Genomic DNA, 23,544 nt, shown 5'->3' with positions numbered 1-23,544 from the left:
TAGATATGATGCGTTTAATAAGAACTAAAAATGCAAAACAATGAATACTTAACAGTAAAAGAAATTAGTGGTAAATACGAGATGACTACTAGAAATGTTAGAAGAATAATTAGTAGTCTAATAGACAATTGTAGCGAAACCATGCTACACAAGAATAAAAATGGCGAATGGCGGGTGCACCATTTATTGGCTCCAAAGTTCAAACCTCAACGAACTAGAAAGAACAAATACTATGCACTCAGCATCGACCCGTGTACAAATTACAGTACATCTGACATCGATGTGGTAATGAAATTTGCTTATGAACAAATGGGTGATGACGTACTAGAGATTAATTATGTGGTCGAGCAAAAGAAGAGCAACAACCGAAATCATTTGCATTGCTATGTCAGATGCTCGAATAAGAAGAAACTAATCAACTGTTTCAAATTAGGATTCAGCCAAATAAGTTATCATGAGAGTGTCATTTTCGACTTAAATGGTTGGAAGGACTACATAAAAAAGGATGGTAGTCAGATAATAACATTAAAAAAATTAAACTAAGTATGATAGAAATTAAAGACTTTAAGTACAATCCAAAGCTTCGTAAGATGTTGGTCAATTACTGCATTAGAACTTATGAAGAAGATGCAATTTTAGATGATTGGCATTTGATTCAGGAGTATAATCTTTTGAAAAAGAATAACGAACTCCATTTCCTTTTCGAAGAGGAGTATTTGATTAATTACCTAAAGGATGGAAGCAATAGCAACGGATGATAAAATTAGGTTAAAGCAAATGCAAATCTCTATTGAGAACGAACCGTATCGAAAACAAGAGTTACAAAAACAGTTACAAAAGTTACAACTAGAGAAGGAAATCGAGCAAATAAAGAAGAGAATAGAGCAGTTAGGGTGATGCACCCCGTCCTGCTATTTGGGAACAAGTTGCTCGTTACCTCTAAGCTTTTTGAGGGTGTGCTTTCTTGAAATATGGGGTCTTCTGATATGTAAGCGAGGTATCGTAAAAATATTTTTTTTAGATTTTTAGGTACATATTTGTTCTTTTTGGTACGCAGATGCTCCAGTATTTATTCTGTCGGCTATTCTTAAAAACATCGTTTTAGAGCTTAAAAAGGAGCGTTCCATCGAAGGGATGCGTGAAGTGTTTCGTGAAAAACGAGAGGGTTGTGCAATGCACGACCCTTTTTGTTTTAAAATACTTATGCTGTAATTATTCTTTGAATCTTCTGTGCAGTTCCTAAGCTACAACCACCTATTTTTGATGCTCTCCTAAGAGATTCGCCATTTTTTAATTCACGGACAACCGACTTGTATTTGGTAAGAATTTCTTCGTTGGTCATTTTTGTTCCAAAAAGGCGACCAGTATAAGTGCCTTTGGCTTTGGCAAGCTCGATTCCTTGGCGTTGGCGTTCTAGCATGTTATTACGCTCCATTTCGGCAACGTTCCCTAAAACACTTACAATCATTTTAAAGCTTGGGTTCGGTTTGTTATCGATTAGTGAAAACATTCCGATATTTTCTACAAATAGGTTTATAGATTTATGGTTGAAAAATTCTACCATGGTTAAAATATCGATGATGTTTCTACCAAGACGGTCGATTGATGCGATGTGAATTTCGGTAACGATTCCAGTTTCGATGTCTGCTAAAAGTTTCTTAGCTTCTTTTCGTTCGATGAATTGGATTGCTCCCGATGTTTTATCGATGTAGATTTTCGAGAATTCTTTGGCGTTTACTTCTTGTCGACCTGTGTTTTGCTCTTCGGTTGAAACTCGGATGTATTTTACTTTTGACATTTGGCTTATAATTGATTACAGGACAAATATAGTGTATATTTTTAGACTGGCAAAAATATACACTTAAAAACCAGGCTTTTAACTAAAAAAGGTGTGCTATTTTGAAGCATGCTCTTAAAATGTACATCTCTGTATTGATTAAGAAGAGGAAAGCAAAACAATTAAGAGATATTGAGGTTGGATTCTTCTAATTGTTTTGCTTTGCCTAAGAACAAATTAAAAGAAACCATTTAATCCTGCATTTCTTTGAGCACTTTGTTTTGAAGCAAAACCTTGCCCTGCTGAACCTAGAGTTTTACCATTACTGGACACTGCTCTCCAACGCCATTTTCCAGCGGTATCTGTGTAGACTTCTAATCTATATTTTGTCATAATTTATTATATTTTGTATATGTGAGTTAAAAATTACCTATATATTTCCATAGTTTTTTATTATGGTATGCCTATTTCTGTATAGATAAATAATATTGTTTTTGTTTGATTTTTACTCTGGTCTGTGATTATCTTTGCAATGTTGTTAGAATTTAAAGAACCCAACCGAAGTTGGGCTTGCTAATAGTTCTACAATAGATTTGAAAAGATGTACTTTAATAATTCGGAAGTCGCCTGCAAGCATACTCGAACAAATAAAGTTTCTTTCCACCAAGGTTTTTGGGTGTTAGCCATTTTTGTTTTGGTTTTAATAATTCATAAATCATTTTTGCCCAGCAACTGAGGCGAGTTTTAACACAAACATTAATTGTTTTCATTTGACAAATGTTTAAGGTTAATACTACTTAAATTTTAAGCCGACTTCTTTATTGAAGACTCGGCATAATTCATTCGGCGCAAATATAATAAAAAAATTCGACTCTACAAAGAATTTTAACAAGAATTTAGGTGTTTTTATTTTAAAGGCTTGATTTTCAATCAAATATAATATTTAAAAAAATAGAGATATTCATAATTGATTGGTTCCATGTATTTTAATATCAATAATCCAAGATTTAGGTTGCATATATCGCCATAAATTCGTACCTTCGTACATATCACTTAAGAAGTTATAAGCTGATTCTTTAATCAGTCCTTTTTAACAATATTACTCAGAACCGCATGAGGGCAGTTTTTTACTGTTTAGACGATAACTTATATTTCCACTTTGTTCTTCAAAAAGTGGTTTCAGCACAAACACAAAATCATATTATAGGCATTTTTGCCTAATCAGCTATTTGTTTCATTTCGTTTGAAACGAAACTTCTATGCGCAAAATTTATCTAAATCGGGTTATGAGACTGATTTGGACAGAGGTCGTCTTGCTGTGACCAAAAATAAAGAGAATTCCACCGTCAAATTAAAAAATCGGAAAATGACGACTGAGAAACAAAGTGTTAAGTCTAACTGAATGCAAAAAAATATTAAATAAAAAAGGAATAAGCTATACAGATGCAGAAATAGAAATTATCAGAAATGTACTGTATAAACTGGCAGAGGTGTGCCACAATCAGCTCAACAATAAAATCAAAGAATAAAAGATATAAAAGAATAGAACATGGAAAATTCAAAAACAAACGTAGTTATTTACTGTCGTGTAAGTACAGACGAACAAGCTCAAAAAGGTTTTAGCTTGGATTATCAAGAAGAATCATTAAAGAGATACTGTGATTCAAGAAACTATAATATTGTCAAAGTTTACAGAGAAGACCACTCTGCTAAAAATTTCAATAGGCCTGAATGGTCAAAGTTGAAAACTTATGTAAAATCCAATAAGAAAGAAATACACAAGGTTCTTTTTGCTAAATGGGATAGGTTTTCAAGGAACGTGGAGCAAGCGTTAACCGTATTGAGAGAGTTTGATTCAATAGGAGTTGAGTTAAATGCGACTGAGCAATACTTAGATACGAGTAATTCAGATAATAAAATGGTGCTAGCTATTTATCTAACCGCTGGCGAGGTCGAGAGAGATAAAATTTCTAGTAGAACAATTGCGGGTACTTATCAGGCGAAAAGAGATGGCTATTTTGCAGGAAAAGCTCCGTTTGGGTATGATAACTTTAGGGATGAGCAAAAAAAATCCACTCTTAAACCTAATGATTATGCTTGGTTGGTGAAGCGAGCATTCAAAGAGGTTGCTATGGGAATAGAGCCTGTTGAGACGATAAGGAAAAAGCTAAGGCAAGATGGAATGGAGTTGAAAAAAAGTGCTTTTAGCGAGCTTCTTAAGAACATTGTGTATATAGGTAAGATAAGAGTTCCTGAATTCAAGAAGGAGCCAGCAATGGTAGTTGACGGTAAACACGAGGCTCTAATTGATTTGGAGACATTTAATAAGGTTCAAGCTGTATTTAGAGGAAAAAGATGGCATGGTATCAAGCCAAGTCATAAGAATCATGACTTTCCAATGCGTGATTTTTTAACTTGTAAGGTTTGTGGTAGTCAGATAACTGGTAGTAATTCTACAGGTAGGACAAAGAAATACGCTTACTACCATTGCAGGAATAAATGTGAAACAAGAGTTTCGGTTCATGATGCTCATCTTAAAATCGCAAATATTCTGACTGGTTTGCAGATAAATGACAATATAAAAGAATTGTTTTCGGTTGTTTTAAAAGATTCGGAGTCTCAAATCAATGGTGACAAGAGTAGTCAGCTAGAAATGAAATTTGAGGCTCAAAGAGCTTTAAAATCTCAAATTGAAAATGCAGAGGATAAGCTTATAAGTGGTGATATTAGCAAGGAAAGATTCGAAAGTATAATCGAACGTATCAATGGAAAGTTAAGTGTTGTGAACAATGAAATTGAGGTTCTTAGTGCTAAGACGGATTCAATGAAAACGTTTGTGGATTCAGGTCTTGAGTTGCTTACTAACATGGATAGGTTGTTTCATAATGGAGATTATGATGAGAAAAGAATTGTAGCGGGTTCAATTTTTACTCAAAAACTAATTTTTGGAAATGATGATTGTCGAACCACTCAAGTGAATGAAGTAATCAACGTTTTGACTAGAAATAGCAAGGGTTCGGAAAGGCTTAAAAAAGAAAAAGCTGTCATTTTTGACAGCTTTTCCGTTAAAGTACCCGGAGCCGGAGTCGAACCGGCACGGTTTCCCACAGGTGTTTGAGACCAGCGCGTCTACCAATTCCGCCATCCGGGCTTAGCAGACGAAAAAATAATCAAATAAATCAATTATTTTAACGCAATAGAATAAGTAATTATGATGTCATAACTGTGCTTATTCCTTTAACACGGTGCAAATGTAAAAAATAAAATTAAAAATTCTAATAAAAATACTTAATTTTTTCCTTTCAGTGTCCAATAAATTTTCTAAATTTGCACCTCGTTAAAACGACGCACACACAACTAACTACACCCGAGGCATTTATACAGGTCTGGCTTTACGAAAATCATAAAGCCGAATTGTGCAGAGCGCAGCGGAGCAAAAACAACAAATTATAATGTCGCACCTAGAACCAGAAGCTAAAATTTTTGCGTGTTCAAAAAGTGTTTATCTAGCAGAAAAAATTGCAGAACAATACGGAATTCCGTTAGGGAAAGTAACGATGTCAACGTATAGTGATGGAGAATTTCAACCATCTTACGAAGAATCAATAAGAGGATTACGCGTTTTTATCGTGTGCTCAACTTTTCCAACTGCAGATAATTTGATGGAATTGTTACTAATGATTGATGCTGCAAAACGCGCATCGGCAAGACATATTACAGCTGTTATGCCTTATTTTGGTTGGGCAAGACAGGATAGAAAAGACAAACCAAGAGTTCCGATTGGAGCAAAATTAGTAGCTAATTTATTAGATGCTGCCGGAGCGACAAGAGTAATGACAATGGATTTGCATGCAGATCAAATTCAGGGATTTTTCGAAAAACCGGTAGATCATTTATTTGCATCTACAATCTTTTTACCATACGTAAAAAGTTTAAATTTAGAAAATCTAACCATTGCATCTCCGGATATGGGAGGTTCAAAAAGAGCTTATGCTTACTCTAAGTTTCTGGAATCAGATGTAGTAATCTGTTACAAACAAAGAAAAGCAGCCAACGTTATCGACACTATGGAATTGATTGGTGAAGTAAAAGGTCGTAACGTAATATTAGTAGACGACATGATCGATACAGGTGGTACATTAGCAAAAGCCGCAGATTTAATGATCGAAAAAGGAGCATTAAGCGTAAGAGCAATTTGTACACACGCCATATTATCAGGTGATGCATACGAAAAAATAGAAAACTCAAAATTAAGCGAGTTAATAGTTACCGATTCAATCCCGTTAAAGAAAGAATCAAAGAAAATCAGAGTAGTGAGTTGTGCACCTCTTTTTGCTGAAGTAATGCACATGGTGCACCACAACAATTCCATCAGTGGAAAATTTATAATGTAGTCATCGCGGGTAACAACGCAATCTCACTACAATAAGAATTAGAATATTTATTAATAACTATATTTTTTTACAATGAAATCGATTACAATTAAAGGATCAGAAAGAGAAAGCGTGGGCAAAGTGTCAACTAAAGCCTTACGTAATGCTGGAGCGGTTCCTTGCGTGTTATACGGAGGAAATCAAGCAGTACACTTCTCAGCAGACGCTGCAGCGTTCAAAACCTTGGTTTACACTCCAAACGCACACACAGTTGTGATTGAGCTTGGAAAAGGAAAATCATTCAATGCAATTTTGCAAGACATTCAGGTTCACCCGGTATCTGATAAAATTTTACACATTGACTTCTTTCAATTATTTGATGACAAAGAAATCACTATGGAAGTTCCTGTAAAAGTTGTTGGTACATCAAAAGGTGTTCTTGCAGGTGGTGTTTTACGTTTAAACACACGTAAATTAAAAGTTAAAGCTTTACCTAAAGATCTTCCTGATTTTGTTGAAGCTGACATTACTCCACTTGAAATGGGTAACAAATTATACGTTACTAAAGTGGGTTCTCCAGAATACAAAGTTATGCACCCGGAGAACACAGTTGTTGCTCAGGTAAGAATTTCTCGTGCTGCTATGAAAGCTGCTCAAGAAGCTGCAAAAGCTGCAAAAGCTCCTGCAAAAGGAAAGAAAAAATAATTTTTTTCAACTCAATACAAAAAGCCTCAATCGAAAGATTGGGGCTTTTTTTTGTTTTAAAGGTTCTGAGTTGTTGAGGAACTGAGGTTCTAAGTTATCTAGGTTGAAATTGTCTAAGTTGTCAGGCTGAGCGAAGTCGAAGCTTTTTTCGGTTAGAATACATTCTCTCATTGACACATTTTCTAATTATCAAATTTTACAGGAGCAAAAACTTTCAGATTTTCAAGACCAGACGTTCCTGCCATTCGCTATATCTTTTTCTCTCCGCCGCGGCGGACAGGAAAAAGGATGCCGCTCCTGTCAGGGCTAGCCAGAAGTTTTGTTTTTTATTAGAAAAGAGATACAAAGGTTCAGAGGTACAAAGGTGCAAATCCGCGTCATCCGCGTGCCATTCTTCGCGGTTAAATCACAATCCAATTCAAATTATCTAAGTATCTAATTGCCACATTATCTAATTAATCATACTTTTGCAAACATGATAAAATGGATAACAAAACTGTTTTCATCAACACAAAAAGAAGAGAACATAGATAATATGAAGAAATATTTAATCGTAGGCTTAGGTAATATTGGTGCCGAATACGTAAATACAAGACACAACATAGGATTTAAAGTCCTGGACTTTTTAGCCCGGAAAGAAAGTCTTTCTTTCGAAACCGCAAAACTAGGTGCTTTGGCAGAATACAAATTTAAAGGGAGAACCTTTTTCTTGCTTAAACCAAACACTTACATGAATTTAAGTGGTAAAGCGGTAAAATACTGGATGGACAAAGAAAATATTCCGTTAGAGAATATTTTGGTTATTACAGATGATTTAAACCTGTCTTTTGGAACCATCCGTATCAAGCCAAAAGGTAGTGACGGTGGTCATAACGGATTAAAGAATATCAATCTTGTTTTAAACACACAACAATACACTCGTTTTAGATTTGGCATTAGCGATCAGTTCAAAAAAGGACAACAAATAGATTACGTTTTAGGAGATTGGGACGAAGAAGAAAAAGCAAAATTACCCGAGCGTTTAGAAGTGGCTTCAGAAATTATTAAATCATTTGGAACTGCCGGTTTAGAAAATACCATGACAACTTTTAACGGAAAGTAAAGAATTACAGATATTTAACTATAAAAAAGTCAAGTTATAAAAGAATTTAATTTAATTATAACGAAATAGTATTTTCTATTCCAAAGTTAAATGTCTAAATTTGGTATAAATTATTATAAATCATAAAATCATAATATCATGGCTTTTGAATTACCACAATTATCTTATGCATATGATGCACTAGAACCACATATTGATGCTCGTACAATGGAAATCCATTATACAAAACACCACAATGCTTACACTACAAATCTAAATGCTGCAATTGCAGGAACAGATTTAGAAGGTAAGACAATCGAAAATATCTTAATCAATTTAGATAAATCAAATGCTGCAGTTCGTAACAATGGTGGAGGTTTTTACAACCACAATTTATTCTGGACTGTAATGTCTCCAAACGGTGGTGGATTGCCAACAGGTGATTTGTTAGCTGCAATCGAGGCTTCTTTTGGAACTTTTGATGAGTTTAAAGCAAAATTTGCTAAAGCTGGTGCAACACAATTTGGTTCAGGATGGGCTTGGTTGACTGTACAAAAAGGAGGTAAATTAGAAGTTGTAGGTACTCCAAATCAAGACAACCCATTAATGCCGGAAGTTGCTGGTAACGGTGGAACTCCAATTTTAGGAATGGATGTTTGGGAACATGCTTACTACTTAAACTACCAAAACAGAAGACCTGATTATATTGAAGCTTTCTTTAGTGTAATTAACTGGACTGAAGTTGCAAGAAGATTTGCTTTAGATAAATAGTCTAGATAATAGAGTAAAGATTATAGAATAAAGATTATAGAAAAAAGACGAATGGCCTAACGGTTATTCGTCTTTTTTTTTGTTTCTGTATTTTTCATTTCTCGTCTGTACTCTATAATCTTTATTCTTTCTTCTATTCTCTTTCTTCTATTCTCTTTCTTCTTTTCTCTTTCTTCTTTTCTCTAAAAAAAATAAAAATAAAAAAGGCGGAATTTCTTCCACCTTTTTTGCCCCAAATCTACCATAAACTTAACCTACTAATGTTATGGTTTAGTAAATGTATGATAGCTATTTCTATGAAAAAAACTTTCTAGACGAAAAGCAAATATATCCGATTAAGTGAATGTAAAATCCTACTTTAGAAATAGTTGAATTTATTCCAATAAAAAAGGTGGAATTGCTTCCACCCTTTTTGCCCCAAATCTACCATAAACTTAACCTACTAATGTTATGGTATTTCAAAAGTATTGTAGCTTTTCATTTTTACCAAACATATAGGATGAACGGCAAAAAAAACCGATGAAATGCACAAATTAACCTTTTGTTAGTATTTTATTAATATGCTCTTGCATCTTTTCCTTCATAAAAATTCATGAAAGCCCTGTTTACAACACGGTTTCCACCCGGTGTAGGGTAGTCTCCGGTAAAGTACCAATCACCAAGATTTTTCGGACAGGCAATATGCAAATCTTCTACTTTTTGGAAAATAATTTTTACTTCGGCATTTATTTCCGGAGAGCTCAACATTTCGGCAATTTTCGCAGATACTTCTTCAGGAGTAAACGGATCGTAAATGGCAGTAACATAATTTACCACATCGCTGTCTACGTAGTTTTCCTGTGCTTTACATTTTGCATAAACTTCATCTACGATATGATATAAGTTTCTTTCTTTTAATAAAGCCAAAGCTGCTCTAAAGGCCACAAGACCTTCAAGCTTTGCCATATCGATTCCGTAACAATCAGGATAACGAATCTGTGGTGCCGATGAAACGATTACGATACGTTTAGGTTTTAAACGATCCATCATTTTAATAATGCTCATTTTAAGCGTTGTACCACGAACAATACTATCGTCTATAATAACCAGATTATCTGTTGGTTTAATTACCCCGTAAGTTACATCATAAACGTGAGCAACCAGATCGTCACGGCTACTATCCTCAGTAATAAAGGTTCTAAGTTTAGCATCTTTAATAGCGACTTTCTCGGTACGTATTTTTACAGATAACAATTCTTGCAGCGTTTCGGCATTAAGAGTATTTCTGTTGGCCAAAATATAATTGTTTTTTCTTTGGTTCAGGAAATCCTGAGCAGCTTCGACTAAACCGTAAAAGGATGTTTCTGCCGTATTCGGGATATAAGAAAAAACAGTATTGTCTGTATCGCTGTCAATAGATTCAAGAACCGCAGGTAAAATTAATTTTCCTAAATTTTTACGTTCCTGATATATTTCGGCATCGCTCCCTCTTGAAAAATAGATTCTTTCAAACGAACAGGCTTTCTTAACAGTTGGTTCCAGGATTTGCTCCATTGTAACCTTTCCGCTTTTTTTGATGATTAATGCGTTTCCTGGTTCAATTTCCTGAACACTTTCAAAAGGTACATTAAACACAGTTTGAATAACGGGTCTTTCTGAAGCTACAACGACAACTTCGTCATCCTGATAAAAATATGCCGGACGAATTCCTGCAGGATCTCTAAAGACAAAAGCATCACCATGACCTAACAATCCTGCCATAGCATACCCTCCATCAAGATTTTTGGCAGAACGGGTTAATATTTTTGCGATATCCAATCGGTCTGCAATTACCGGCGAAGCTTCTCTTTTAGAATAGCCTTCTTCTTTGCAGTCCTGATACAATGCCATTACTTCTTTGTCCAGAAAATGACCTATTTTTTCCATAACCGTCACAGTGTCGGCCATTTCTTTAGGATGTTGTCCAAGCTCTACTAAATTTTCGAAAAGCTCTTTAACATTTGTCATGTTAAAGTTTCCTGCCAAAATTAGATTACGGTGCATCCAGTTGCTTTGACGTAAAAAAGGGTGTACACTTTCGATACTGTTTTTTCCGAAAGTCCCGTAACGAACATGTCCCAAAAATAACTCTCCTATATAAGGTATGTTTGCTTTTTGTTTGGTAACATCATTTGCATATTCAGGATGAGAGGTCATCTCTTCGTTGATACGCTCGTTGATTTGTTTAAAAACATCTTGTATAGGTTGTGCGTGGTTCGAACGAACTCTGCTGATATAACGTTCGCCTGGTTCAACATCTAATTTGATGCTTGCAAAACCGGCTCCGTCCTGTCCGCGGTTGTGCTGCTTCTCCATCATTAGATACATTTTTTGTATCCCGTAAAAAGCAGTTCCGTATTTTTCTTTGTAATATTCAAGCGGTTTAAGAAGTCTAACTAAGGCTATACCACATTCGTGTTTTAAAGCGTCGCTCATTGTGTTTTGTATTTTGTGTTGTTGTTGTAAGTTGTGCGTAAAGACGTAATAAAAAAGCCCCGTTTTATCGAGGCTTCGGGGCATTATATTTCTATGTCAAACTGAGTTAACGATTTAAACTGTTGTAATCGAATCGCTACTTCTGCTTTGCTTAAGGTTTCCATCCTTTCGGTTCCAAATTTCTCTACACAAAATGAAGCTAAATTAGATCCGTAAATAATTGCATTTTTCATATTGCCAAACGAAATGTTTTCGCTCTGTGCAATAAATCCCGAAAAACCACCTGCAAAAGTGTCTCCTGCTCCTGTAGGGTCATAAACATCTTCTAGTGGTAATGCCGGTGCAAAGAATACTTCTCTGTTATGGAATAAAAGTGCTCCGTGTTCTCCTTTTTTGATTACCACATATTTTGGTCCCAATTCCTGGATTTTGTTAGCCGCTTTTACTAATGAATATTCTCCCGAAAGCTGTCTTGCTTCTTCATCATTGATTGTGATCACGTCTACACGTTTAATTACGTCAAGTAATTCCGGTAAAGCGCAGTCCATCCAAAAGTTCATAGTATCTAAAACTACTAATTTTGGTTTTTTCTCCATTTGATCTAAAACACTGCTTTGTACTAAAGGATGTAAGTTTCCTAACATTACAACATCAGCATCTTTATAGTTTTGAGGAACTTTTGGTTGAAAATCAGCCAAAACATTCAACTCAGTTACTAATGTGTCTCTGGAGTTTAGATCGTTGTGGTATAAACCGCTCCAAAAAAAGGTTTTTCCGCCTTTTACAATTTCGATACCAGAAATATCAATATTTTTTGAAGTTAAAAGATCTAAATGTTCTTGAGGAAAATCGTCGCCAACTACAGAAACAATGGCCGATTGTAAGTTAAAAAATGACGCTGATAAACCAATGTATGTTGCAGCACCACCTAATATTTTATCTGTTTTTCCGAAAGGAGTTTCGATAGCATCGAAAGCAACCGTTCCAACAATCAATAATTTATTCATTTTATGAATTTCGAATTAGGGTGCAAAGATACTTCATAAGTTACAATATTGCAACGGTTTAGGTTCTCAAAATTTTCATAAAAAAAGAATATCGATTTCGGGGTTAAAACTATTGTAAATGAATGATTTGTATTTGATTGTTGTGAGTGCTTAAAATATGTTTTTCCGATTTAAATAACAAGAGTTTTTTTTGAAAAAAGTGCTGAGGATTTTAGTTAGATTTGTTTAAATAAATCCTGGATCAATACTTTTGTAAATCTCTAGCTTTTTCTCTTCCCATTTTTCATTAAACTTTTCTAAAGACATTGTTGGTGATTTTTCAGCAATTTCTATCCATTTTAGGAAATCTTGCTTAGATAATTTATTGTATATTTTTTTTTCCTTCTTCGGCATATTCAAACATATTGTTTTTAACCCGTTGGGTGTAATTAATTTTAACACATAGAAACATAGCTTTTGGATCTTTAAAAACGACGTTTCACTTGTTTAAAATGCACATAGCCTGGCTATGTGAAAGAAATGTATTTCTTTTGGCATTCCTTTTAGCTAAAAAAATCTATGTTTCTATGTGTTAAATATATATTTTTTGACCCAAGCGAAGCGAACAGACGAAGTAATTACACCCAACGGGTTGTTTTTAATAAATTCTACAACTCATATTTCTTATCAAAATAATTTTTCAAAACTCCAATCTGCACTAAAACCATAACCGGCACGATCAAGAGCGCATACAGTACATTTTTAGAAAAGTGAATTCCTGAAAACAGACCGGAAACTTTATCTGAATATAATTGGGCTACTTTAAAATTAGAAGTATCGTTGTTAGAATAAAAAGAATACGCGATCAAAGCAAGTAAGCAAATGCCAATAAATGCCCAGATTGTTTTAGAAATCAAAGGTTTGTAAGTTATGATTTTGCTTTTTTCGGCCACTATAACCTGAGACATTATTTTTGATGTAAAATCTATAGATGGCGATTCTAAAGTGTTTTCGCGCATCATTTTGTCAATAAGGTTTTCTATATTTTTATCGCTCTCTTTCATAACACTCTATTATTTCTGGTTCTAATTGCTTTTTCAAAATTACGGCTAATTTTTGTCGGCTTCTAAATAATTTTACTTTTACATTATTAGCATTAATGCTCATGATTTTTCCTATTTCCTCTAAACTCTGATCTTCAAAATAAAATAAAGTTAGCAGGAAATTCTCTTCACTCGGTAATAAATTCAAACAATTCTGAATGGTTTGCCTTCGCTCTTTATCTTCAAGAGCACTTAAGGCATTATCCATCGTTTTGATCAAATGTGCCGAAAATTCATCTATAGATATATTGTTATCTTCTTTTTTGTTTTTCTTTAAACGATCCAGACACGTATTATAGGCTACTTTATAAATCCAGGTCGAAAATTTAGAATCACCTTTAAATTTGTTTAAAGAATTATAAGCCTTGATAAAAGTGTCTTGTGCAACCTCTTCAGCTTCTTCCCTGTTTTTGATCATTTTAAGTGCCAATGTAAAAATCATATTTTTATAACGATCAACCAACACGGCAAAAGCATTGGTTTCACCCTGTATAATTTTATCTATATAATGTTGATCATTTAAAGTACTCATATTACATAAGACGACAGTTCGTTTATTTAGGTTACAAGAAAGGAGAAATAAATTTTAAATTTTTCAAATCCCATATTCTAACTATAATATTTAAAATTCCAATTTTGAAGATAGTGATTGAGTGTGATCTTTGATAAAGATTTAGTGCTTTGTAAAATAATTTATTGATTCAAAATTAACTCATAATCAGCTAGTTTTGGGATTTGGGATTTAAAAGTTAGAATTTATTTAAAAAAAACTGTAACCTGAATTTAAAAGATGTCGTCATATGGGTATCAATCAATTATAAAAACATAAAAATTATGGAATCAGAAATTTTAATACCAATTAGTCTTTTCTTAATGATCTTCGGGATTGTTTATCTTATTTACTCAACAAGAAACAGAGAGCGTTTAGCACTTATAGAGAAAGGCGTCGATGCCAGTATCTTTTTAAAAGGAAATGGCAAAGGTGTCCCTGCCTGGAAAATTTTTGTTTTAAATCTTGCCTTTGTATTAATAGGTAGCGGAGTTGGAATTTTTGTTGCCTTGCTTATTACAACTTATACTTCACTGGCAGATTCAGCAGTATACCCATCCATTATTTTTATTATGGCAGGAGTTGGTTTACTTGCAGGATTCAGCAAAGCCAAAGACTTAGACAAGGAGTAAATCGTTTAAGTTAGTACCGCAATAACGGTTATAACGCGTCAGGAGCAATTGTTTCTGACGCGTTTTTTTATGATTTTGATCCTATAGTTTCGTAATAAACATCTACAGAAAGATTTTTTTGCAAAGATGCCATAACAGCCAGTTCGTCGCAACGCTCATTTTGAGGGTGATTATTGTGTCCTTTAATCCATTTAAAATCGACTTGATGTTTGCGATAAATAATTAAAAAACGTTTCCACAAATCAGGATTTTTTTTACCGGTATAGTTTTTTTTCTCCCAGCCAAAAACCCATTTTTTTACAACAGAATCAATAACGTACTTAGAGTCTGAAACGACTAAAACCTTCATGTTTGGGTTTTTTAGTTTTTCAAGACCTACAATTACCGCCAAAAGCTCCATTCTATTATTAGTCGTTAATCGAAAACCTTCATAAAATTCTTTTTTATGTGGTGTTCCAACCAATTCCATTACTACGCCATAGCCTCCGTTTCCGGGGTTTCCTTTTGCAGCCCCATCAGTATATATATGTACTTCGTGATTCATTTTTTTTTAGACTTCTTAGATATTAGATTTTAGACTTCTTAGATTTTTGGCTGTCAGACTTTTTTGAACTCGATAAAGGTTTGATTAATAATCTAACGCTCTAAGAAGTCTAAGAAGTCTAACAATCTAACTAATCTATTCTTCCAGTAGTCTCGAGATAATTTCAGGAAAGTACTTTTGTTCCAGTTCATGAATTTTTTCGGCTACTGTTTCGGGTGTATCAGTCTCTGTAAGGGCTACATTTTTCTGAAAAATAATTCCGCCTTCATCATAATTTTCATTTACAAAATGAATTGAAATTCCGGTTTCTTTTTCTTTATTGTCAACTACAGCTCTGTGTATGTGCATTCCGTACATTCCCTTTCCTCCGTAATTAGGTAAAAGTGCCGGATGAATGTTGATTATTTTGTTAGGATATTTCTCTATTATATGATCGGGGAACTTCAATAAAAAACCCGCAAGAACGATCAGATCCGGGTCGATTTCTTGTATTTTTTGTAAGATGTTACGCTCTAAAAGTTCGCTTTTTGAGAAGATTTCAGTTGGAATTTGATGATTTTTTGCTCTTTCTATAACTTTTGCTGCAGCATTATTTGTAAAAACAGAAACAACCTTTGCAATTTTAGTTTTTGCAAAATGTTTTATGATATTTTCGGCATTAGTTCCTGATCCTGAGGCAAAAACAATAATTTTTTTCATAAACTCTTTTAATTTTAGAATGCAAAAAACGGAATAAAAATCGAAAATAAATAGTATTAAAAGGGCTTTCTTGAAATTAATTTTATAAATTAGTGTTACATTTATAAACTAAATCGTGGTTTTAAAATAAAGTTTTTTATTTTTGCCAACAAATTAAATTCTAAAATTAAAGATTATGTCAGACATTGCATCAAGAGTAAAAGCGATTATCGTAGACAAATTAGGTGTTGACGAAAACGAAGTTGTAACAGAAGCAAGCTTCACTAATGATTTGGGAGCTGACTCATTAGACACTGTTGAGCTTATTATGGAATTCGAAAAAGAATTTGATATTCAAATTCCAGACGATCAAGCAGAAAACATTGCTACTGTTGGTCAAGCTATTTCTTATATCGAGGAAGCTAAAAAATAATAATACTGCACCCGATTTTTATATTCTATAAGTCGGGTGTTATTATTTTTTTAAAATTTAAATTTCGATTGATTTTCAATCAAAAAGATATATTTATATTGTAATGCCCATGGCTCTTAAGTAAACAATACAGTTAAGAAAGCGTGGGTTTTATTTGTTTAAAGTACAAAACACATATTTATGACGTTAAAGCGAGTTGTTGTAACAGGATTAGGTGCTCTTACTCCTATCGGGAATAATATCCAGGATTATTGGGAGGCACTTGTGAATGGGGTTAGCGGAGCTGCTCCTATCACGTATTATGATACAGAGAAGCATAAAACGAAATTTGCCTGTGAAGTAAAAAACTTCAACATTGAAGATTACATGGATCGCAAGGAATCTCGAAGATTAGATAAATTCGCTCAATACGCTGTTGCTGCAAGTGATGAAGCTATTAAAGATGCCGGACTAACTAATGATAATATTGATAAAACAAGAGTTGGTGTTATCTGGGGAGCAGGAATTGGTGGTTTAGAAACTTTTCAGGAAGAAGTAATTTACTATGCAAAAGGGGACGGAACTCCTAAATTCAATCCGTTTTTTATTCCTAAAATGATTGCCGATATTGCACCAGCACACATCTCGATGCGTAATGGTTATATGGGTCCAAATTATACTACTGTTTCTGCATGTGCTTCTTCTGCAAATGCATTAATTGATGCTTTCAACTACATTCGTTTAGGAATGTGTGATGTTATAGTATCAGGAGGGTCAGAAGCAGCAATTACTATTGCGGGTATGGGAGGTTTTAACTCTATGCACGCTTTATCGACAAGAAATGATAGCCCTGAAACAGCTTCAAGACCTTTTGATGCAACCAGAGATGGTTTCGTTTTAGGAGAAGGAGCAGGAGCTTTGGTTCTTGAAGAATACGAACATGCTAAAGCCAGAGGCGCAAAAATTTATTGCGAAGTTGGTGGTGGCGGAATGTCATCTGATGCGTACCATTTAACTGCGCCACATCCGGAAGGAATTGGAGTTATTGCAGTAATGAAAAATACATTGAGAGATGCAGGAATGAAGCCGGAAGATATTGATCATATCAATACACACGGAACTTCTACCCCGTTAGGAGATGTAGCCGAATTGAAAGCCATTAGTGCGGTCTTTGGTGAACATGCAAAAAACATCAATATCAACTCAACAAAATCAATGACAGGACACTTACTTGGTGCTGCAGGAGCGATCGAGGCAATTGCTTCGATTTTAGCAATGCAACACGGGATTATTCCTCCAACGATTAATCATACAGTTGTTGACGAAAACATTGATCCGTCATTGAATCTTACTTTAAACAAACCTCAAAAAAGAGAAGTAAATGTTGCGATGAGTAACACTTTTGGGTTTGGTGGACACAATGCATGTGTATTGTTTAAAAAATTAGTTGATTAATTTCTGCTTATGAATATTATCAAAAAAATATTTTCTAAATCCCGTTCTCTAGAAGACGGGATTTTTTTTGACACTATTCAGAAAATACTTGGTTTTCAGCCTGCTAAAATCGATTTTTATAAGAAAGCGTTTACGCACAGATCTTCGAATAAACTTGATGAATCAGGACATCCAATAAATTATGAACGATTAGAGTTTTTAGGAGATGCTATGTTAAGTGCCGTAATTGCAGCACATTTATTTAATAAAGCACCAAATGGCGACGAAGGTTATTTGACCAAAATGCGATCAAAGATTGTAAGTCGCGAACACCTGAATGAATTAGGTAAAGATTTAAACTTAGTTCGGTTTGTAGAAAGCAAAGTGCCTATTCAGCATTTTGGAGAAAATATTCATGGTAATATTTTCGAATCACTTGTAGGAGCAATTTATTTGGACAAAGGCTATTCATTTTGCGAAAAATTTATTCAAAAAAGAGTAGTTGCCCCTTATGTTGATATTGCACGACTTGAAGGCAAAGTAATTAGCTATAAAAGTTTGGTTATCGAATGGTGTCAGAAAGAAAAGAGGATCTTTCATTATGATATCTTTGAAGATAACGGTATTGACGGACAGCGCTTATTTGGCGTAAAATTAAGTATAGACGATAAAGTCATCGCAAGAGCGCGAGCAACTTCAAAAAAGAAAGCAGAAGAGAAAGCTTCACAAAGAGCTTATTTTGCATTTCAGGAAAAAATAGACAAGAAATAGCTACAAATTTGCTGTAACTATCTTAAAGCTATAACGTTTTCGTTTATAAATTAATAAAAACAAGCACATCTTAACTATTTAAGCTCCGCTAGAAATAGTATATTTACACCTTGATTTTTCATGACATGGCTATTCATAGATTGGATTTAGACGAATTTGACGAAATTGATTATTATTTAATGGCAATCCATACTTCATTGGAAGATTACAGATTGGCCTATTTTATCAATAAAAACCTTCCGATAAACTTAAGTAAGAGCAAGAACGAGATCCATGCTCAAACAAAAGAAGGCGAGGCAAATTTCTCGAGATTTTATTATTATGATGCCGAAAAAGCAGTTTCATGGAATTTGATTCAGAATAAGAATGAGATTATTTCAGTGAGTAGAAATGATTCTCAAGATTTGTTTTCCAATGAAACAAGTGAGGTTTCAACAACAATTCATTTACTTCCTGAATTCAAAAAAGTAGATTTTTTCCTGAAAATAGAGAATAGCGAAGAGGCTCTTGATTTTTCAGAAATTCAACAACAATTAAATACCATCGAGAGTATTGCAGCTATTTATGCTGTAGATACTGATAAAATAAAATCAAAAAACAATCTAATTTTTTAAAAAAAATGTTAACAAACAAAAAAACCAAAATTGTAGCTACACTTGGTCCTGCATGTGGTACAAGAGAGATTATCAAGGATATGATCGATGCAGGGGTTAATGTATTTAGAGTTAATTTTTCGCACGCTGATTACGAAGGAGTAAAAGAGAAGATCGGTATTATTAGAGGTCTTAACGAAGAATTTGGTTATACTACAGCAATCCTTGGAGATTTGCAAGGACCAAAACTTAGAGTTGGTGTGATGGAAGAAGGAACTGTTGTTCATGATGGTGATTTAATCACTTTTACGACCGCAGAAGATATTTTAGGAACAGCTCAAAAAGTGTTCATGAAATACCAAAATTTCCCAAATGATGTTAATCCGGGAGAGCGTATTTTGCTTGATGATGGTAAATTGATTTTTGAAATTATTTCTACTGATAAAAAGACAGAAGTTGTTGCTAAAGTAATTCAGGGTGGAGAATTAAAATCTAAAAAAGGAGTTAATCTTCCAAACACTAAAATTTCTTTACCGGCTTTAACTGAAAAAGATATTGCAGATGCTATTTTTGCGATCGAACAAAAAGTAGACTGGATCGCACTTTCGTTTGTAAAAACACCACGTGATTTACAAGATTTACAAGAATTGATTGCTAAACATTCAGAATATAAAATTCCTATTGTTGCTAAAATCGAAATGCCGGAAGCTCTTGAGAACATGGATAAAATTATAGCATATTGCGACGCTTTGATGGTTGCCCGTGGAGATTTAGGAGTTGAACTTCCTGCACACGAAGTACCATTAGTTCAAAAAGATTTGATCCGTAGAGCTAAAATTGCAAGAATTCCTGTTATCGTTGCTACACAAATGATGGAAACAATGATTACAAGTTTAACACCAACAAGAGCCGAAGTAAATGACGTTGCAAACTCTGTAATGGATGGAGCTGATGCTGTAATGTTGTCTGGAGAAACTGCAACTGGAAATTATCCGGTGCAGGTAATTCAAAAAATGACACAAATTTGTGAAGCTGTTGAGGATTCTCCGCTAATTCAGGTTCCACAAAATACACCACAAATTAAAACAAAACGTTTTGTTACTAAAACAGTTTGTCATCAGGCAGCTTTATTAGCAAATGAAATTAAAGCTAAAGCCATTTGTACCTTAACAAATAGTGGTTATACCGCTTTTCAAATTTCGGCTTGGAGACCATCAGCACATATCTTAGTATTTACTTCAAACAGAAGAATCTTAACACAATTAAATTTATTATGGGGAGTTAAATCATACTTCTATGATAAAGATGAAAGTACAGATGATACTGTAACTGATGTTAACGAAATCGCTGTTCAAAAAGGATATGCTGTAAAAGGTGATTATTTGATTAATCTTGCTGCAATGCCAATAAAAGACAAAGGAATGGTAAATACCATGAGAGTTTCTGAAATAGAATAGTCTATTTTTAAATTATATAAAAAAGTCATCAGCATTGCTGATGACTTTTTTTTGTTATAAACGTACCCGTTTTTTTGTTATTTAAATTAAAATGCACCTCAGAGACTTCTTCATTAATTTAAATAAAATTCAGATCAATATTCTTCATTCTGCAATTATTCCATGTTCCATTTTATAAGATGAAACATAAGGGAGCAAAATAAAACATTTTTATTGTTTCATTTTATAAAATGAAACAATGTCAAGCCGTATAAATAGACTTGTTCAGTTTTTTATTAGTTAATTTTGAGACAGTTAAATAAAAGTTAAGAAAATTCTTGTTTCAAATTCCCCCCTCTAAAAATTTGAAAAACTGAAACAAAAAATATTTAACACTCCTCAACAAATCACATCAAGTAGTATTTTTCCTATATTTGATAATAATTAATAAAAAAAATTACTAACAAATTTTTGTACCATGAAACAAAGTAGACTTAAAATTGGATGTAGAAATTCTATAATGCTTTTTGCATTAGCGTGTTTTTCAATATTTGAAGGACATGCACAGAATGCAAAAAAGCCAAATGTTCTTATAATTTGGGGTGACGATATTGGTATAAGTAACATTAGTGCTTATAGTGATGGACTTATGGGGTATACAACACCCAATATTGATCGTATTGGTAACGAAGGAATTCGTTTTTTACATTATTATGGGGAGCAAAGTTGTACTGCCGGCCGTGCAGCTTTATTAACAGGACAGCAGGGTATTCGTACCGGTTTAACCAAAGTTGGATATCCCGGAGCTCCTATGGGTATGAACCAATTAGATCCTTCTATTGGCGGTGTGATGAAAAATCTGGGTTACGCTACCGGGCAATTTGGTAAAAACCACGTGGGAGATCGTAACGAGAACTTACCAACTGTAAATGGATTTGACGAATATTTTGGAAGTCTGTATCACTTAAATGCATCAGAAGAACCAGAATTGGCAGATTATCCTAAAGATCCTTCTTTCTTTAATAAATTTGGACCTCGTGGTGTTTTAAAATGTACAGCAACAAGTACAGATGATGCAACGGTTGATCCTCGTTTTGGAAAAGTAGGAAAACAAAGAATCGAAGATACAGGACCTCTTACTAAAAAAAGAATGGAAACTATAGATGATGAAACATCTGCGGCAGCTATCGATTATATTAAAAGACAAACATCTGCGGGCAAACCTTTCTTTGTTTGGTACAATGCAACCCGCATGCATTTACGTACTCACGTAAGACCAGAGCACAGAGGCAAATACAAACATGGAGACAGTGAGTATATCGACGGTATGATTGAACATGATTTTACTGTTGGTGAACTTTTAAAAGCATTAGATGATTTAGGAATTGCTGATAATACAATAGTAGTTTATTCCTCTGATAATGGTCCCCACATGAACAGTTGGCCAGATGCAGCAATGACTCCATTTCGTTCAGAGAAAGATACCAACTGGGAAGGAGCTTTCCGTGTTCCTTGTTTAGTTCGTTGGCCGGGAGTTATTAAACCGGGACAAATTAGTGATCAGTTAATGTCGCACCTGGATTGGATGCCAACATTATCAGCAATTGCAGGAGAACCAGACTTAGTAAAAAAATTATTGACAGGATATAAAGCCAATGGCATAAACTATAAAGTACATTTAGACGGATATGATCAATCAGCCTATCTGGAAGGGAAAAGTCCAAATAGTGCCAGAACCAAATTCTTTTATTCTGATGATGATGGCTTACTTGTAGCAATGCGATTAGGAGATTACAAGTCAGTTTTTGCAGAACAACGTTCTCCGGGAACATTAGCACTTTGGGGAGAACCGTTTACTAAATTACGCTTGCAAAAAATGTATAATTTATATCAGGACCCTTTCGAAAGAGCAGATATTACTTCAAATACCTATTGGGACTGGATTCTAAACCATGTTTATTATGGATATGAGTTTATTGCAGAGGTAGCAGAATTTGCTGAAACTTTTAAAGAGTATCCTCCAAGAGCGATACCACCAAGTTTCTCTCCTGCTACAATTATGGAAGAAACATTAGATGCAATTAAGTTTAAAAGAGAGATTAAAGCTGTAGAAGGACAAGCTCCAAAGAAAAAATAGTATATCACAATAGAGCTTGAGTTCCCCATAATTCAGGCTCTATTGATTTAAAAAATCAATATCATGTATAAAAACATATATATATTACCCCTGTTTTTATTATTATTGGGGTCGTGCAAAAAGACAGATACAGTTACTGCAACTACCTCTAAAGATAGTACTGCAACAGTAGCAACAAGCAGCGATCCGTTGCCAAGCTGGAACGATGGGACATTAAAGAAAGATATTATCGCTTATGTTACCAAAGTCACTAAAGAAGGAAGTCCGGATTTTATTCCAATTGAAAATAGAATAGCCACCTTTGATAACGACGGAACGCTTTGGGCTGAAAAGCCATACGTTCAGGAATTATTTGCCTTTTATCGCGTTAAGAAAATGGTAGAAGCAAAACCTGAATTGGCAAAAAAACAACCTTTTAAGGCTGTAGTCGAAAAAGACAAAACATTTTTTGAAAAAGGAGGAGATAAAGCCCTTATCGATTTGATTGCCGCGACTCATACCGGCATGACCGAAGATGAATTTGAAGCTTCGGCTAAAGAATTTTTTGCCGGAGCCCAATATCCCGGAAAAAAAGTTCCTTTAAAACAAATCAGATACCAACCACAATTAGAATTACTAAACTATTTACGGGCAAACGGATTCAAAACTTTTATTGTAACCGGAGGCACTATTGAATTAATTCGTGCAATATCGTCTGATTTTTATGGAATACCAAAAGATCAGGTCGTTGGAACTTCGTTTAAATATAAATTTGATGATGCAAAAAATGCTATTCAAAGACAGCCTGCTTTAGATCACTTTAATGACAAAGAAGAAAAACCTGTAGGGATACAATTGCACATTGGGCAAAGACCTGTTTTTGCGTGCGGTAACGAAGGCGGAGCAGGAGATATTGCCATGCTTAAATATGCGTCAGGAAATAAATACCCATCCTTTCAATTGCTAGTCAATCACAACGATTCGATCAGAGAATATAGTTATCAGGAAAAAGATAACCTATCCCTAAACACCGCCGCAAACAACAAGTGGCATGTAGTAAGCATCAAAGACGACTGGAAAAAAGTCTTTGCAGATAAATAATTTGAATTTAGTTAGAATCTAAAATGA

24 protein-coding genes and 1 tRNA gene are annotated in these 23,544 nt (G+C 34.2%); 14 read left to right on the top strand and 11 right to left on the bottom strand.

Translation table 11 applies throughout. The annotated features are described in order from the left end of the window. Positions 1–545 precede the first annotated feature (545 nt). A complete protein-coding gene (locus B0A64_RS24875) occupies positions 546–758 on the top strand; it encodes a hypothetical protein (RefSeq protein WP_123875868.1) in 213 nt (70 codons plus the stop codon). 443 nt (positions 759–1,201) lie between these two features. On the opposite strand, the gene B0A64_RS02575 is transcribed toward B0A64_RS24875, so the two are convergent. The 3 genes from B0A64_RS02575 to B0A64_RS25060 form a co-directional block, all read right to left on the bottom strand. Then, entirely contained in the window at positions 1,202–1,798 is a 597-nt protein-coding gene (locus tag B0A64_RS02575) for a recombinase family protein (protein ID WP_089477981.1), read from the bottom strand. Between the two features lie 216 nt (positions 1,799–2,014). Further along, positions 2,015–2,170 (bottom strand): YegP family protein, encoded by a 156-nt coding sequence (locus B0A64_RS02570; protein WP_165769745.1) that lies wholly within the window; start codon positions 2,168–2,170, stop codon positions 2,015–2,017. A 215-nt stretch (positions 2,171–2,385) separates the two neighbouring features. Continuing rightward, complete coding sequence (locus tag B0A64_RS25060) at positions 2,386–2,547, bottom strand: hypothetical protein (protein WP_165769744.1); 162 nt, start codon at positions 2,545–2,547, stop codon at positions 2,386–2,388. Between the two features lie 779 nt (positions 2,548–3,326). On the opposite strand from B0A64_RS25060, the gene B0A64_RS25745 reads away from it, so the two are divergent. After that, entirely contained in the window at positions 3,327–4,895 is a 1,569-nt protein-coding gene (locus tag B0A64_RS25745) for a recombinase family protein (RefSeq protein ID WP_394338341.1), read from the top strand. Here the strand turns inward: B0A64_RS25745 and B0A64_RS02560 are convergent. Further along, positions 4,849–4,928: transfer RNA gene (locus tag B0A64_RS02560), tRNA-Leu, on the bottom strand. The two genes, B0A64_RS25745 and B0A64_RS02560, sit on opposite strands and share 47 nt — an antisense overlap. Positions 4,929–5,229: 301 nt before the next feature. Between B0A64_RS02560 and B0A64_RS02555 the strand changes: the two genes are divergently transcribed. The 4 genes from B0A64_RS02555 to B0A64_RS02540 all read left to right on the top strand — a co-directional run bounded on the left by B0A64_RS02555 (position 5,230) and on the right by B0A64_RS02540 (position 8,707). Further along, on the top strand, positions 5,230–6,171 hold the full coding sequence (locus B0A64_RS02555) for a ribose-phosphate pyrophosphokinase (RefSeq protein WP_089477979.1): 942 nt from the start codon (positions 5,230–5,232) through the stop codon (positions 6,169–6,171). 72 nt (positions 6,172–6,243) lie between these two features. Continuing rightward, positions 6,244–6,855 (top strand): 50S ribosomal protein L25/general stress protein Ctc, encoded by a 612-nt coding sequence (locus tag B0A64_RS02550; RefSeq protein ID WP_089477978.1) that lies wholly within the window; start codon positions 6,244–6,246, stop codon positions 6,853–6,855. Positions 6,856–7,330: 475 nt separating this feature from the next. After that, positions 7,331–7,957 carry an aminoacyl-tRNA hydrolase gene (gene pth / locus B0A64_RS02545; protein ID WP_089477977.1) on the top strand — a complete coding sequence of 209 codons (627 nt, stop codon included), beginning with the start codon at positions 7,331–7,333 and terminating at the stop codon, positions 7,955–7,957. 138 nt (positions 7,958–8,095) lie between these two features. Then, positions 8,096–8,707: a superoxide dismutase gene (locus B0A64_RS02540; protein ID WP_089477976.1), complete on the top strand. Its 612-nt coding sequence runs from the start codon at positions 8,096–8,098 to the stop codon at positions 8,705–8,707. Between the two features lie 555 nt (positions 8,708–9,262). Here the strand turns inward: B0A64_RS02540 and B0A64_RS02535 are convergent. From B0A64_RS02535 to B0A64_RS02520, 5 genes are all read right to left on the bottom strand, one after another. Further along, positions 9,263–11,161: an amidophosphoribosyltransferase gene (locus B0A64_RS02535; protein WP_089478000.1), complete on the bottom strand. Its 1,899-nt coding sequence runs from the start codon at positions 11,159–11,161 to the stop codon at positions 9,263–9,265. Positions 11,162–11,244: 83 nt separating this feature from the next. Further along, positions 11,245–12,168, bottom strand: coding sequence for a PfkB family carbohydrate kinase (locus B0A64_RS02530; RefSeq protein ID WP_089477975.1), 924 nt, complete (start codon positions 12,166–12,168; stop codon positions 11,245–11,247). Between the two features lie 225 nt (positions 12,169–12,393). After that, entirely contained in the window at positions 12,394–12,561 is a 168-nt protein-coding gene (locus B0A64_RS25055; protein ID WP_165769743.1) for a hypothetical protein, read from the bottom strand. A gap of 254 nt (positions 12,562–12,815) precedes the next feature. Beyond that, positions 12,816–13,211, bottom strand: coding sequence for a hypothetical protein (locus tag B0A64_RS02525; protein WP_089477974.1), 396 nt, complete (start codon positions 13,209–13,211; stop codon positions 12,816–12,818). Beyond that, a complete protein-coding gene (locus tag B0A64_RS02520; RefSeq protein ID WP_089477973.1) occupies positions 13,195–13,782 on the bottom strand; it encodes an RNA polymerase sigma factor in 588 nt (195 codons plus the stop codon). The genes B0A64_RS02525 and B0A64_RS02520 overlap by 17 nt, the downstream gene beginning before the upstream one ends. A gap of 302 nt (positions 13,783–14,084) precedes the next feature. Here B0A64_RS02520 and B0A64_RS02515 point away from each other — a divergent pair, with 302 nt between their 5' ends. After that, positions 14,085–14,432, top strand: a complete 348-nt coding sequence (locus tag B0A64_RS02515) for a DUF6249 domain-containing protein (protein WP_089477972.1) — start codon at positions 14,085–14,087, stop codon at positions 14,430–14,432. Positions 14,433–14,499: 67 nt separating this feature from the next. Here B0A64_RS02515 and rnhA read toward each other — a convergent pair whose 3' ends face one another. Together rnhA and purN are read right to left on the bottom strand one after the other, a co-directional pair. Then, entirely contained in the window at positions 14,500–14,976 is a 477-nt protein-coding gene (rnhA, locus tag B0A64_RS02510) for a ribonuclease HI (protein WP_089477971.1), read from the bottom strand. Positions 14,977–15,111: 135 nt separating this feature from the next. Then, the gene (gene purN, locus B0A64_RS02505) at positions 15,112–15,675 is read right to left on the bottom strand and encodes a phosphoribosylglycinamide formyltransferase (RefSeq protein WP_089477970.1); all 564 of its coding nucleotides are present in this window, start codon (positions 15,673–15,675) and stop codon (positions 15,112–15,114) included. 175 nt (positions 15,676–15,850) lie between these two features. Here purN and B0A64_RS02500 point away from each other — a divergent pair, with 175 nt between their 5' ends. The 7 genes from B0A64_RS02500 to B0A64_RS02470 all read left to right on the top strand — a co-directional run bounded on the left by B0A64_RS02500 (position 15,851) and on the right by B0A64_RS02470 (position 23,517). Beyond that, a complete protein-coding gene (locus tag B0A64_RS02500; protein ID WP_007137004.1) occupies positions 15,851–16,087 on the top strand; it encodes an acyl carrier protein in 237 nt (78 codons plus the stop codon). Between the two features lie 180 nt (positions 16,088–16,267). Beyond that, entirely contained in the window at positions 16,268–17,521 is a 1,254-nt protein-coding gene (fabF, locus tag B0A64_RS02495; protein ID WP_089477969.1) for a beta-ketoacyl-ACP synthase II, read from the top strand. Positions 17,522–17,530: 9 nt separating this feature from the next. Beyond that, positions 17,531–18,271, top strand: a complete 741-nt coding sequence (gene rnc / locus B0A64_RS02490; protein WP_089477968.1) for a ribonuclease III — start codon at positions 17,531–17,533, stop codon at positions 18,269–18,271. A gap of 125 nt (positions 18,272–18,396) precedes the next feature. Continuing rightward, complete coding sequence (locus B0A64_RS02485) at positions 18,397–18,885, top strand: IPExxxVDY family protein (RefSeq protein ID WP_089477967.1); 489 nt, start codon at positions 18,397–18,399, stop codon at positions 18,883–18,885. A 5-nt stretch (positions 18,886–18,890) separates the two neighbouring features. Then, the gene (gene pyk / locus B0A64_RS02480) at positions 18,891–20,321 is read left to right on the top strand and encodes a pyruvate kinase (RefSeq protein WP_089477966.1); all 1,431 of its coding nucleotides are present in this window, start codon (positions 18,891–18,893) and stop codon (positions 20,319–20,321) included. A 457-nt stretch (positions 20,322–20,778) separates the two neighbouring features. Then, on the top strand, positions 20,779–22,437 hold the full coding sequence (locus tag B0A64_RS02475) for an arylsulfatase (protein WP_089477965.1): 1,659 nt from the start codon (positions 20,779–20,781) through the stop codon (positions 22,435–22,437). A 63-nt stretch (positions 22,438–22,500) separates the two neighbouring features. After that, a complete protein-coding gene (locus tag B0A64_RS02470) occupies positions 22,501–23,517 on the top strand; it encodes an HAD family hydrolase (RefSeq protein WP_089477964.1) in 1,017 nt (338 codons plus the stop codon). Positions 23,518–23,544: the final 27 nt, after the last annotated feature.

The organism is Flavobacterium araucananum, from assembly GCF_002222055.1.
In the GTDB taxonomy this organism is placed as follows: domain Bacteria; phylum Bacteroidota; class Bacteroidia; order Flavobacteriales; family Flavobacteriaceae; genus Flavobacterium; species Flavobacterium araucananum.
This window is presented reverse-complemented; position numbering and strand designations above follow the sequence as displayed.

Bases quoted from the DNA above. Each gene is read 5' to 3' on its own strand.
- B0A64_RS02540 (WP_089477976.1), top strand. From the start codon at position 8,096: ATGGCTTTTGAATTACCACAATTATCTTATGCATATGATGCACTAGAA.
- B0A64_RS25745 (WP_394338341.1), top strand. From the start codon at position 3,327: ATGGAAAATTCAAAAACAAACGTAGTTATTTACTGTCGTGTAAGTACA.
- pyk (WP_089477966.1), top strand. From the start codon at position 18,891: ATGTTAACAAACAAAAAAACCAAAATTGTAGCTACACTTGGTCCTGCA.
- B0A64_RS02500 (WP_007137004.1), top strand. From the start codon at position 15,851: ATGTCAGACATTGCATCAAGAGTAAAAGCGATTATCGTAGACAAATTA.
- B0A64_RS02475 (WP_089477965.1), top strand. From the start codon at position 20,779: ATGAAACAAAGTAGACTTAAAATTGGATGTAGAAATTCTATAATGCTT.
- B0A64_RS02555 (WP_089477979.1), top strand. From the start codon at position 5,230: ATGTCGCACCTAGAACCAGAAGCTAAAATTTTTGCGTGTTCAAAAAGT.
- B0A64_RS24875 (WP_123875868.1), top strand. From the start codon at position 546: ATGATAGAAATTAAAGACTTTAAGTACAATCCAAAGCTTCGTAAGATG.
- B0A64_RS02515 (WP_089477972.1), top strand. From the start codon at position 14,085: ATGGAATCAGAAATTTTAATACCAATTAGTCTTTTCTTAATGATCTTC.
- rnc (WP_089477968.1), top strand. From the start codon at position 17,531: ATGAATATTATCAAAAAAATATTTTCTAAATCCCGTTCTCTAGAAGAC.
- pth (WP_089477977.1), top strand. From the start codon at position 7,331: ATGATAAAATGGATAACAAAACTGTTTTCATCAACACAAAAAGAAGAG.
- purN (WP_089477970.1), bottom strand. From the start codon at position 15,675: ATGAAAAAAATTATTGTTTTTGCCTCAGGATCAGGAACTAATGCCGAA.
- fabF (WP_089477969.1), top strand. From the start codon at position 16,268: ATGACGTTAAAGCGAGTTGTTGTAACAGGATTAGGTGCTCTTACTCCT.
- B0A64_RS02575 (WP_089477981.1), bottom strand. From the start codon at position 1,798: ATGTCAAAAGTAAAATACATCCGAGTTTCAACCGAAGAGCAAAACACA.
- B0A64_RS02570 (WP_165769745.1), bottom strand. From the start codon at position 2,170: ATGACAAAATATAGATTAGAAGTCTACACAGATACCGCTGGAAAATGG.
- B0A64_RS02470 (WP_089477964.1), top strand. From the start codon at position 22,501: ATGTATAAAAACATATATATATTACCCCTGTTTTTATTATTATTGGGG.
- B0A64_RS02525 (WP_089477974.1), bottom strand. From the start codon at position 13,211: ATGAAAGAGAGCGATAAAAATATAGAAAACCTTATTGACAAAATGATG.
- B0A64_RS02550 (WP_089477978.1), top strand. From the start codon at position 6,244: ATGAAATCGATTACAATTAAAGGATCAGAAAGAGAAAGCGTGGGCAAA.
- B0A64_RS02520 (WP_089477973.1), bottom strand. From the start codon at position 13,782: ATGAGTACTTTAAATGATCAACATTATATAGATAAAATTATACAGGGT.
- rnhA (WP_089477971.1), bottom strand. From the start codon at position 14,976: ATGAATCACGAAGTACATATATATACTGATGGGGCTGCAAAAGGAAAC.
- B0A64_RS02530 (WP_089477975.1), bottom strand. From the start codon at position 12,168: ATGAATAAATTATTGATTGTTGGAACGGTTGCTTTCGATGCTATCGAA.
- B0A64_RS25060 (WP_165769744.1), bottom strand. From the start codon at position 2,547: ATGAAAACAATTAATGTTTGTGTTAAAACTCGCCTCAGTTGCTGGGCA.
- B0A64_RS02535 (WP_089478000.1), bottom strand. From the start codon at position 11,161: ATGAGCGACGCTTTAAAACACGAATGTGGTATAGCCTTAGTTAGACTT.
- B0A64_RS02485 (WP_089477967.1), top strand. From the start codon at position 18,397: ATGGCTATTCATAGATTGGATTTAGACGAATTTGACGAAATTGATTAT.
- B0A64_RS25055 (WP_165769743.1), bottom strand. From the start codon at position 12,561: ATGCCGAAGAAGGAAAAAAAAATATACAATAAATTATCTAAGCAAGAT.